The following is an 11,256-nucleotide window of genomic DNA, read 5'->3' as shown; positions in this document are numbered from 1 at the left end:
CAACGGAAGACTCGAGCACCTCCGAGGCTCCGCCCTCGGCTTCCGGAACCTGACCAACTACGTTGCACGCAGCCTCCTGGAAGCAGGGGGATTCAGACCCCAACTACACTCCCAAATCGGATGAGCCCCTGAACCTCGAGTGGGAGGCATTCAACCAGATGGCCTGGCTGGACCCGCGCACCACCTCGGGCAGCTGGCGTGTCGCCCAGGACTTCCCGAACCTGCCCGCCTGGATCGTCAAGGCCGTGGGCGGGACCACCACCCACTGGTCGGGCGCAACACCGCGGTTCAAGGCCCACGAGTTCAAGACCCGCAGCGTCTACGGACACCTCGACGGGGCCAATCTGCTCGACTGGCCGATCAGCCTGGCCGACCTGGAGCCCTATTACGACCGGGCGGAGAAGGCGATGGGCTCAACCCACCGGCACGGCCGTCCACCGTTGCCGGCGAACAACAACTACAAGGTGCTGGCAGGGGGCGCCGAACAGCTCGGCTACAAGCACTATGCGACCGGCCCCTACGCCACGAACGCCGAACCCTATGATGGACGGCCCGCCTCGATCCAGGACGGCTTCAACTTCCAGGGCGATAAGAACAAGTCCAAGTGGTCGACGATGGTCAGGGAGATCCCCCGCGCCCAGGAGACCGGACTGCTGGACCTGCGTCCGGAATCCCAGGCCATCCAGATCACCCACGACTCCTCCGGCCGCGCCGATGCCGTGGTCTATCTGGACTCCGAGGGCAATATGCACAGGCAGGCCGCCAAGCTCGTGTGTCTGGCGGGCAACTCGATCGAGACCCCGCGCCTGCTGCTGATGAGCGCCACTGCGCAGTTCCCCAACGGCCTGGCGAACTCCTCGGGCCAGGTGGGCCGGAACTACATGCGGCACCTGACGGGATCCGTCTATGCCCAGTTCGACAAGCCGGTGAGCATGTACCGGGGCGAGACGATGGCGGGCCTGATCGCCGACGAGTCCGTCCACGATCCCTCGCGCGGATTCGCAGGCGGCTTCTACATGGAGACGATCTCCCTGGGACCGGCGTTCCTGGCGTCCTTCGTGGAGCCGGGTCTGTGGGGCAAGGCCTTCACCGACATCATCGACGCCTACAAGAACACCGCGGGTATGTGGATCGTGGGCGAGGACATGCCGCAGGAGTCCAATGCCGTGACCCTCAACGGATCGGTCCAGGACGCCTTCGGACTACCCGTGCCCAATGTCCACTTCGACGATCACACGAATGATCTGGCGATGCGCGAATACGGTTATCAGCACGCTCAGGCGCTGTATTCCGCCGTGGGGGCGAAGAGTTCGCACCGGACCCCGCCATATCCTTCGACCCACAATCTGGGCACTGCCCGGATGAGTGAGCGGCCCGAGGACGGGGTGGTCGACAAGTGGGGCAGGGCCCACGATGTGCCGAATCTGTTCATCTCCGACGGATCCGTGTTCACCACCTCGGCGGCGGCGAATCCGACGCTGACGATCGTTGCCCTGGCGATCCGGCAGGCCGAATACATCGCCGACCAGCTGAAGTCCGCGGGTATCTGAGCCGGGGCCCTACAGCAGCGAGTGGCGCCCGCCCGCATCGATTCCGACGGGGCGGGCGCCTTCGTCGTCCTCGTCCGGGCCCCGGGCTGCGTCCCCGCCGGCCCGGCCCGGGCGGGCGATGCAGACCAGGAAGTCCGAGTCCGGGCCGAAGGGGTCCAGCTGCCAGGTGGAGAAGCGCTGTTGGATGCCCAGGCCGGCGGCGGACAGGTCGGCGAAGAAGTCCTCGAACTCGTAGCCGCGGCCGGCACCGAAGCCCACCACCAGTTTGCCGTCGTCGGCCAGGCGCAGCGCCAGCGAGGCGATCGCCGAGGCCCGGCGCGCGGGGTCCAGGAAGGCCATCACATTGCCGGCGGAGAACACCACGTCGAAGCGGCGGTCCAGCGGACCGCCCGGCTCGACCTCGAGCTTCTCCAGATCGCCCACCAGCCATTCGCCTGCGGGGTAGTCGTCCTGTGCGGCGGCCACCAGCACGGGATCCAGATCGACGCCCACCACGGAATGCCCGGCCGCCAGCAGACTGCGGCTGGCACGGCCGGTGCCGCAGCCGGCGTCCAGGATGGTCGAGCCGCGCTGGGAGATCGCATCGATCAACCGGCCCTCGCCGTCGATGTCGTGACCGGTGCGCTCCAGTTCCTTCCACCGATCGGCGTAGCTCTGCGAGTGCTCCGGGTTGTTCGCGACGATGGCGCGCCAGCGGTTCTTACTCATGGCGCCCAGTTTACTTCCCGTCCACCTTTCCCCCTGCCTGTCCACTACTTGACGAAATGGTGAATGGGAACGCTCCCGCACGATGTTTCCGACATTTCGGTAAGTAGTGGAACTCCAGGGGAGGCGGGGTGGGGAGGCGTGTCAGTGGCTCGTGCGATGCTGGGGACATGGCTAAAACGTCTTCGGTCTATCAGTGCACGGACTGCGGCTACCAGTCCCCCAAATGGCTGGGCCGCTGCCCGCAGTGCCACCAGTGGGGCACGCTGGAGGAGGGGAACTCCACCTCTGCCGCGGTGCGCACGAAGGTGGCCAAACCCGTCCCCGGCAGGCAGGCGCAACGAATCAGCGACATCGATCCGCAGACCGCCACCGCCTGGCCCACCGGAGTGGGCGAACTCGACCGGGTGCTCGGCGGCGGCTTCGTGCCAGGGGCCGTGGTGCTGCTGGCCGGGGAACCTGGCGTGGGCAAGTCCACCCTGCTGCTGGACGTGGCGGCCAGGGCGGCGCGGGCGAAGTCCAAGGTTCTATACGTCACCGGCGAGGAATCGGCAGGGCAGGTGCGGCTACGGGCCGGGCGGATCAATGCGCTGGAGGACAATCTGCTGTTGGCCGCGGAAACGGACTTGGGCACCGTGCTGGGCATGGTGGAGTCCGAAGCCCCCGATCTGCTGGTGGTGGACTCCGTGCAGACCCTCGCATCAGCAGAGGTCGAAGGCGTGCCCGGCGGTGTGACCCAGGTACGGGAAGTGGCGGCGGCCGTCATCCGCACCGCCAAGACACATGCCATTCCCACGGTGCTGGTCGGCCACATCACCAAGGACGGCAACGTCGCCGGCCCCCGCCTGTTGGAGCACCTGGTGGACGTGGTCTGTTCCTTCGAAGGCGACCGACATTCCCGCCTGCGCCTGCTGCGCGCTTTGAAGAACCGCTTCGGCCCCACGGACGAGGTGGGCTGTTTCGATATGACCGAGGGCGGCATCGAAAGCCTCGAGGATCCCTCCGGCCTGTTCCTCAGCCGTTCGGGCAAGGCCGCACCCGGCACCTGCCTGGCCGTCACCCAGGAGGGCCGCCGCCCCCTGGTGGTCGAGGTCCAGGCCCTGGTGACCGAGGCCGCAGGCGGTTCCCCGCGCCGTACCGTTTCCGGGGTGGACGGTTCCAGGGTGGCGATGAACCTGGCCGTGCTCTCGAAGACCCTGGAGAACTCGACCAAACAGGACGTGTTCGTCTCCACTGTGGGTGGGGCAAAGGTCACGGAACCGGCCACAGACCTGGCGGTGTGCCTGGCCCTGGCTTCGGCGATGGCGAACCGGCCGGTCTACAGCAGGCTGGTGGCCATTGGTGAAATCAGCCTGTCCGGGGAGATCCGCCGGGTCCCCGATGTGGGCCGCAGGCTCTCGGAGGCGGCTCGCCTGGGCATCACCAATGCGGTGGTGGCCAGGGGCAGTCTGGAGAATGTAAAGGCGCCCGCGGGAATGCGCATCAGGGAATGCGAGGATCTGGGGGAGGCCCTGCAAGTGGTGATGCCATAGGGCCGACCGCCCTGGCCCAGGACTCCCCCGTGCCCAGGATTCCCCCGTGCCTAGGACTCTTTGGCCTTCTCGGTGGACTTCGACGCTTCGACCTTGAAACCGGCCGGCGCGGTCGACTTGTCGCCCAGTTTCACAACCAACTGGTAGTCGCCGGCGGGAACCTCGTCGGCGACCCGATTGCACTTGTCATCAACCGATTCCATATGCCACTCCAGCTTGGCGTCCTTAGACGCACCGGCCGCGAAGGTCGCGGTCTGGTCGTCGACGGTGCCCGTCTGGCAGAAGCGCGAACTCCACACTGTCTTATCGCCCTGCTTGATCTGGAAGTCCTGCTGCTTGACGCCCACGGCGATATTGCAGGATTCCCCGCTGGCGTTCTTCACCGTCAGGACCATCTTCACCATGCCATCGGGCTTATACGACTTCTTGTCCGTCTTGGCCGACATCTGCACCGCGCCCTCATCGCACATGCCGCTGGCCTCATCGCCGACGGGAACCGGAGCAGTGGGCGTCGGCGTGGACGCCTCCGTCTCCTGAGCCGCCGCGGCCTGCTGGGCCGGATCGTCCTGCGCGGAGGCCTTGCCCTTCTTCAGGCCGCCGACCAGCAGGCTGATGCCCACGATGAACAGGACGACCACCAGCAGGGTGAGCGCGACCAGGGCAATCCTGCGCCTGCGGTAGACTGCCGCGGGCAGTCGCCTGTGCCCCGTGAGATGTGACTGACCTTGTGCAGGGCGCGTACCGGGCCGCGCACCCCCTGGACCATTCGTGGAAGGAGACATATCCCCTTCAGCCTATCCGGCTTAGGGGGTGAGCAGACGATGACACGCTCCACCAACACCCAACTCGGCACCGAACTTCCCCATGTCCCCTCTCCTGTCCTGAAACGTGCACACGGGGCGATCACCTCGTGGTTCGCCGCGCACGCCCGCGACCTGCCATGGCGACGCCCCGGCACCACCGCATGGGGTGTGCTGGTGTCCGAGGTGATGAGCCAGCAGACTCCCATGTCGCGGGTGGCGCCCCGCTGGGAGGCATGGATGGCCCGTTGGCCCGAACCAGCCGACCTGGCCGCGGCCCCCACCGCCGAGGTGCTCAAGATGTGGGACACCCTGGGCTACCCCCGCCGGGCCCTGCGCCTACAGGAGTGCGCCGCCGCCGTCGCGGCCCTGCCGACGGGCCGGGTACCCGATGATATCGACGAGCTCCTGGCCCTGCCAGGCATCGGCACCTACACCGCCGCGGCGGTAGCGTCCTTCGCCTACGGACAGCGGGTCGCGGTGCTCGACGTCAACATCCGCAGGGTGCTGGCCAGGGCCTTCCGCGCCCTCGAGCACCCCAAGGCGGCCCTGTCGAAGCTGGAGCAGGCCTGGGCCCTGGAGCTGGTGCCACGCGGGGAAGACGTGCCAGGGCCGCCGGCCCATGTCGCGTGGAACGCGGGACTGATGGAGCTGGGCGCGCTGGTGTGCACCTCGCGCAATCCGGACTGCGCTGCCTGCCCGCTGGCCGCCGACTGCACCTGGCTGCGCGCGGGGAGGCCCGCGGCGCCTGCGGCGCACAAGCCCAAGACACAGGCCTGGGCCGGCACGGACCGGCAACTGCGCGGGGCGATCATGGCCGTGCTGCGCCAGGCCGGGCCGGCGCCGGTCCCCGTCGATCTGTTCACCGCTCCGGTGCTCCGCTTCGATCCCACCGCCATGGAGTCCTTCGACGCCGCCGTGCAGAAGGCGATCATGCGGGTGCGGGAACTGGGAAATGAGGAACGAACCTCGGGCCTAATTGCCGATCTGGTCTCCGACGGCCTCGCCCGGGTCTCAGAAAGTGGGATCACACTGCCCTGATACTGGGACAATCGCGATATGAGTGAGACAATCGGGGCATGACAATACTTCGATCCAGAACAGTCACGCACGGTCGCAATATGGCCGGTGCAAGGGCGCTGCTGCGCGCCGCAGGGGTCGATTCGAAGGACTTCGGCAAACCGATCATCGCGGTTGCCAACAGCTTCACCGAATTCGTCCCGGGCCACACCCACCTGCAGCCGGTGGGGCGCATCGTCAGCGACGCCATCAAGGAAGCCGGCGGCATTCCGCGCGAATTCAACACCATCGCCGTCGACGATGGCATCGCGATGGGCCACAACGGCATGCTCTACTCGCTGCCCAGCCGTGAGCTCATCGCCGACGCCGTCGAATACATGGTGGAGGCGCACCGCGCTGACGCCATCGTGTGCATCTCGAACTGCGACAAGATCACCCCGGGCATGTTCATGGCCGCCATGCGCCTGAACATCCCCGTCGTCTTCGTCTCCGGTGGGCCGATGGAGGCCGGCCGGACCACGTTGACCGACGGGTCGATCAAGACGCTGGACCTGATCGACGCGATCAGCGAGGCGGCCAACGACGATGTCTCCGATGAGGATATGAACCTCATCGAGCAGAACGCCTGCCCCACCTGCGGATCCTGCTCGGGCATGTTCACCGCCAACTCGATGAACTGCCTGACCGAGGCCATCGGCCTGTCACTGCCCGGCAACGGCTCGACCCTGGCCACGCACACCGCCCGCCGCGCCCTGTATGAAAAGGCCGGCCAGACGGTCGTGGATCTGTGCCACCGGTACTACGACGAGGGCGACGAATCCGTGCTGCCGCGCAATATCGCCACGCAGAACGCCTTCGACAACGCCATGGCCCTGGACATCGCGATGGGCGGATCGACCAACACGATCCTGCACCTGCTGGCCGCGGCCCAGGAAGGCGGCGTCGACTACGACCTCGAGGACATCGACGAGCGTTCGCGCAACGTCCCGTGCCTGGCCAAGGTCGCACCGAACACCATCAACGGCAAGACCTTCTACGTCGAGGACGTCCACCGCGCGGGCGGCATCCCCGCATTGCTGGGCGAGCTCAACCGCGCGGGCCTGTTGCACCAGGACGTCCACTCGGTCCACTCCCCCAGCCTGAACCAGTGGCTGGACGACTGGGATGTGCGCGGTGGCAAGGCCACCGACGAGGCCTGGCAGCTGTGGCATGCCGCCCCCGGCGGCGTGCGGTCCTCCAAGGCCTTCAGCCAGTCCAATGAGTGGACAGAACTGGATCTGGACGACCAGAACGGCTGCATCCGCGCCTTCCCGCATGCCTACACCAAGGATGGCGGGCTGGGCGTGCTGCGCGGCAACCTGGCTCCCAACGGCGCCGTGGTCAAGACCGCGGGCGTGGACGAATCCATCTGGCACTTCGAGGGCCCGGCCGTGGTCTGCGAATCCCAGGAGGAGGCGGTCCAGAAGATCCTGGACAAGACCGTCAAGGAAGGCGACGTCGTCGTCATCCGCTACGAGGGCCCCAAGGGCGGCCCGGGTATGCAGGAAATGCTGCACCCGACCTCGTTCCTCAAGGGACGCAAGCTGGGCAAGAAGTGCGCACTGATCACCGACGGCCGTTTCTCCGGCGGCACCTCGGGCCTGTCGATCGGCCATATGTCGCCCGAGGCCGCGGCCGGTGGCGATATCGCGCTGATCGAGGACGGGGACCAGATCCTCATCGACATCCCTTCGCGCAAGCTGGAGCTGATGGTCGATGACGCAGAGCTGGACCGCCGTCGCGAGGAGCTCAAGGCCAATGGCGGTTTCAAGCCGAAGAACCGCGACCGCCAGGTCAGCCGGGCGCTGAAGGCCTATGCACTGTTGGCGACCTCGGCCGACAAGGGCGCAGTGCGCAATACGGAGCTGCTGGACGCCTGACCGCTTGGTCGGCGCTGCAATAGTCGCCGATGAGCGCAGGAACGGCCTCGGGCCACGTGGATCACCCGTTATTTCGGGTGGCCCATGTGGCCCGAGGCCGTTTTCGCGCCTTCCGCTCGGTCCGGTCCGAACTGCCCGGCTGCGGTCCCATATCAGCCGGTGCCGGCGATGGTCCGCAGGACGTCCAGATGGGCCCGCCAGCGCTTAAGGCCCTCCGGGCTCAGGGACACCGTGGTGCGCGGCCGCTTGCCCACGAACCCCTTGGACACCCGCACAAACCCATCCTTCTCCAGTTCCGAGATCTGCTTGGACAGTGCGGAATCGCTGATGTGCAGATCGTCCTTGAGGTCCGCGAAGGAACTGCGTTCCACCGCGGCCAGCGCCGCCACCAGGGAGAATCGCACGGGATTGGCCAGAGCGGGTTCCAGGGCGAAACGCGGGTGGGTCCGCTGCGGTCCCTCAGCCTCCCCCTGATTCCGCACGGGCATCAGGCGCCTCCTCGGGATGCGGTTCCACGGGTTCCGTCTATGCGGGGCCGACGCGAGTATCCGGCCTCCGTGGCCACCGCGATGACCAGCAGCGGCAGAAACAGCGGTGCGATCCACAGGAGTGCGGCCTGCGGAACCACCACGAGCCCCAGGATCCACAGCACTGCCCAGCATCCGATGTAGATCGACCAGCGCAGGCCCATCCCGCGGCGCCAGCGCTCCCGGAACAGGAACAGGATCACGATGGCGACTGCGATCCAGGCGAGGAGGAAGATGAGCAGCGTGGTTTCCAGCGACAGCGAGCCCGGCTGCGACACCTCGGAGATGTCGAAGTAGCGGGCCAGCAGGTACAGGGATGCGGCTGCGCACATGATTCCCAGGGAGATCAGCGCTGCGGGGACCGGGGTGGGCGTGTTCCGTTCGGCATCCCCCACCCGGTCCAGCAGTTCTCCGGCCTGCTGTGCGGACAGGGCCCGATCATCTGCGGCTCCCGAGTTCGCGGCCTCCGGGCGGCCACGCCCCACTCCGGCATTTGATTCTGGTTCGCGTTGCATGGCTGGGCTCCTTTGCCTCGTTGCGTGTCTGCGATCTAATGCTTTCCATTAGAGCATTCACTTTCCAACCTGGCAACTACTTTCATGCGGAGAGGTACTTCGCGGTCACGCTCTCCCCGGCAGCATCCGTGGACTTCGCACCGGCGGCCAGCTGCTCCGGGGTACCGGTGGCCACGATCCGGCCGCCGTCGGCACCACCGCCTGGCCCCATATCGATCAGGTGGTCGGCATTGGCGATGACGTCCAGATCGTGCTCGATCACCACGACGGTGGCCCCGCCGTCGATCAACCGCTGCAGCACCCGCAGCAGGGTCTGCACGTCCAAGGGGTGCAGGCCGATCGAGGGTTCGTCGAAGACGAACAGCGCATCGGACTGGTCCCGGCCCACCTCGCCGGCCAGCTTCAGCCTTTGTGCCTCGCCGCCGGACAGAGCGGTGGTCGCCTCGCCCAGGGTCAGATAGCCCAGGCCAAGTTCGACCAGGGTCTCCAACACCCTGGCGGCCTTCTTCAACCCCGGGGTACCGCACAGCGCGGCGGCGGCCTCGCGCACGCTCAGGCCCAGGACCTGCGGCAGGGTGAGCGTCGCGCCGGGCTCGGCGCTGGCACCTCCATCTCCGGCTGCTAACTCCAGGCGCACCCCGTCGGCCCGCGCGCCGTAGCGGGAGCCATGGCACACGGCGCACTCCATGTCGATGTCCGGCAGGAACTGCACGTCCAGGCTCGTCTGCCCGGTGCCGTCGCACTCGCTACAGCGCAACTCGCCGGTGTTGTAGGAGAAGGCCCCCGCTTTCAACCCGGCCGCTTTGGCAGCCGGGGTCTTCGCATAGGCGCGCCGCAGCTCGTCCATCACCCCGGAATATGTCGCCACCGTCGAGCGCACGTTCACCCCGATCGGGCTGGCGTCGACCACATTGACCCGTTTGATGCCCGCGGGGTCGATGTGCGTGACGTGCTCCGGCAAATCACCACCGGCCGCCCGCAGGGCCGGAACCAGGGATTCGAGCACCAGGGTGGTCTTGCCAGAACCGGACACCCCGGTCACCGCGGTCAGCCTGCCGATCGGCACCTCCACATCCAGGGCGTGCACGGTGTGCAGCGGTGCGGTGCCCAGGCTCAGGCTCCCGTGGGCGAACACCTCCCCAGTGGGCACGTACGCGCGCACCCGCTCCGGCGCCTCGGCCCTGATGAATGGTGCGATCCGGGACCGCTCCTCGCACAGCATCTGATCCAACGGACCCTGGGCTACGACCCGGCCGCCCTCGGAGCCGGAGCCGGGGCCGATCTCCAGCAGCCAGTCCGCCTCGCGCAGCACCTGCACATCGTGGTCGACGACGATCACGGAGTTCCCGTCGGCCAGCAGCCGGCGGATCACCTCGAGCAGGCCTCGAATGTTCGATGGGTGCATGCCGATCGAGGGCTCGTCGAGCACATAGAGCACCCCGGTGGTCTCATTGCGCACGGCCCGCGCCAGTTCCGCGCGCTGCCGCTCGCCGGTGGACAGGGTGGACTGGGCGCGGTCGAGGCCCAGGTAGCCCAGCCCCAGGTCCATGAGCATTCCGGCGGTGTCGAGGAACTGTCCGCCGATCCCGGCTGCCATGGCGCGCAGTCCGGGCAGCTCTTCGGCCGCGGGCCGTGGCGCGGTGGACGCGGTGTCTGCGTCACTACCCCCGAACAGCCGCTGGGGCAGGTCCCGGATCCAGGCGGCCGTGCGGGCCAGCGGCCAGGCGCTGACCTGGGCCAGGTCGTACCCGTCGACGTCAATGGCGCGGACCCGCTCGTTGAGCCGGGTGCCGTGGCAGTCGGGGCAGGTCTGGACGGAGAGGAAGCGGTTGATGCGGTTCAGGCCCTTATCGGTCTTGGCCTTGTGCAGGGCTTCGACGACGGTGTCGTGGGCATTGTGGTAGACGGCGTTGAACTGGAAGACCTTGCCGCTCTTCGACGGCACGGTCACCTCCCTGGACACGGCCTCGCCGGCGAACACCAGGTCCCGTTCCCGATCACTCAGCCGGGAGAAGGGCACGTCGGTGCGCACGCCCAGGGCCTGGGCGACCTGCCCCATGACGCGCAGCCCGAACAGCTGCCAGGGAAGCACTGCACCGGCCTCGATCGACAGGGACTCATCGGGGACCAGAGTCGTGTCGTCGACCAGGCGCACGGTCCCGGTACCCGAGCACCCGGGGCAGGCGCCGGCGGAGTTGAAGGCCAGGGCCTCGGCGCCCAGGCCGAAGAAGCGCGCGTCGCACACCGGGCAGACGATCTCGTGTTCGCGGGCCACGTTCGAAGTCGGTGCCACATGGTGGCCGTTCGGGCAGGCCTGGGAGCCGATGCGGGAGAACAGCAGGCGCAGCGCGTTGAGCAGTTCGGTGGAGGTGCCGAAGGTCGAGCGGATGCCGGCCTGGCCGGGGCGCTGGCGCAGGGCCAGGGCCGCCGGCACGTGTCTGACACTGTCAACGGCCGGGCGCGAGGCCTGGGTCAGGCGGCGGCGCGTATAGGTTGACAACGCCTCGAGATAGCGCCGCGAGCCCTCGGCATAGACCACGCCCACGGCCAAGGAGGACTTGCCGGACCCGGAGACCCCGGCCACCGCCACCAGCTTCCCCAGGGGGATGTCGACGTCGATGTCGGCCAGGTTGTGGACCCGGGCCCCACGGACCTCGATGACCTGCGGTTGTTCTGACATGCGGCGGT

Annotated in this window: 8 protein-coding genes and 1 pseudogene; 4 read left to right on the top strand and 5 right to left on the bottom strand. The window is 67.6% G+C overall.

Annotation, left to right across the window (positions count from 1 at the left end):
- Window positions 1–128 precede the first annotated feature (128 nt).
- A pseudogene (locus NQ038_RS01450) lies at window positions 129–1,550 on the top strand (GMC family oxidoreductase); the annotation flags it as partial.
- Between the two features lie 9 nt (window positions 1,551–1,559).
- Here the strand turns inward: NQ038_RS01450 and NQ038_RS01445 are convergent.
- The gene (locus tag NQ038_RS01445) at window positions 1,560–2,258 is read right to left on the bottom strand and encodes a bifunctional 2-polyprenyl-6-hydroxyphenol methylase/3-demethylubiquinol 3-O-methyltransferase UbiG (RefSeq protein ID WP_257061619.1); all 699 of its coding nucleotides are present in this window, start codon (window positions 2,256–2,258) and stop codon (window positions 1,560–1,562) included.
- 167 nt (window positions 2,259–2,425) lie between these two features.
- On the opposite strand from NQ038_RS01445, the gene radA reads away from it, so the two are divergent.
- Complete coding sequence (gene radA, locus NQ038_RS01440) at window positions 2,426–3,787, top strand: DNA repair protein RadA (RefSeq protein ID WP_257061617.1); 1,362 nt, start codon at window positions 2,426–2,428, stop codon at window positions 3,785–3,787.
- Between the two features lie 50 nt (window positions 3,788–3,837).
- On the opposite strand, the gene NQ038_RS01435 is transcribed toward radA, so the two are convergent.
- Complete coding sequence (locus tag NQ038_RS01435) at window positions 3,838–4,569, bottom strand: hypothetical protein (RefSeq protein ID WP_257061616.1); 732 nt, start codon at window positions 4,567–4,569, stop codon at window positions 3,838–3,840.
- Between the two features lie 39 nt (window positions 4,570–4,608).
- On the opposite strand from NQ038_RS01435, the gene NQ038_RS01430 reads away from it, so the two are divergent.
- Both NQ038_RS01430 and ilvD read left to right on the top strand, forming a co-directional pair.
- On the top strand, window positions 4,609–5,628 hold the full coding sequence (locus NQ038_RS01430) for an A/G-specific adenine glycosylase (RefSeq protein WP_257061614.1): 1,020 nt from the start codon (window positions 4,609–4,611) through the stop codon (window positions 5,626–5,628).
- A 38-nt stretch (window positions 5,629–5,666) separates the two neighbouring features.
- Window positions 5,667–7,526 (top strand): dihydroxy-acid dehydratase, encoded by a 1,860-nt coding sequence (ilvD, locus tag NQ038_RS01425; RefSeq protein ID WP_257048203.1) that lies wholly within the window; start codon window positions 5,667–5,669, stop codon window positions 7,524–7,526.
- Window positions 7,527–7,678: 152 nt separating this feature from the next.
- On the opposite strand, the gene NQ038_RS01420 is transcribed toward ilvD, so the two are convergent.
- The 3 genes from NQ038_RS01420 to NQ038_RS01410 form a co-directional block, all read right to left on the bottom strand.
- Window positions 7,679–8,014 (bottom strand): transcriptional regulator, encoded by a 336-nt coding sequence (locus NQ038_RS01420; protein ID WP_257048202.1) that lies wholly within the window; start codon window positions 8,012–8,014, stop codon window positions 7,679–7,681.
- Entirely contained in the window at window positions 8,014–8,568 is a 555-nt protein-coding gene (locus NQ038_RS01415) for a hypothetical protein (protein WP_257048201.1), read from the bottom strand. Before NQ038_RS01415 ends, NQ038_RS01420 begins: the two co-directional genes overlap by 1 nt.
- 82 nt (window positions 8,569–8,650) lie before the next feature.
- Window positions 8,651–11,248, bottom strand: a complete 2,598-nt coding sequence (locus NQ038_RS01410) for an excinuclease ABC subunit UvrA (protein ID WP_257061612.1) — start codon at window positions 11,246–11,248, stop codon at window positions 8,651–8,653.
- Window positions 11,249–11,256 lie beyond the last annotated feature (8 nt).

The sequence above is a fragment of the Brevibacterium sp. 50QC2O2 genome (assembly GCF_024580675.1).
Classification (GTDB): Bacteria; Actinomycetota; Actinomycetes; order Actinomycetales; family Brevibacteriaceae; genus Brevibacterium; species Brevibacterium moorei.
This window is presented reverse-complemented; position numbering and strand designations above follow the sequence as displayed.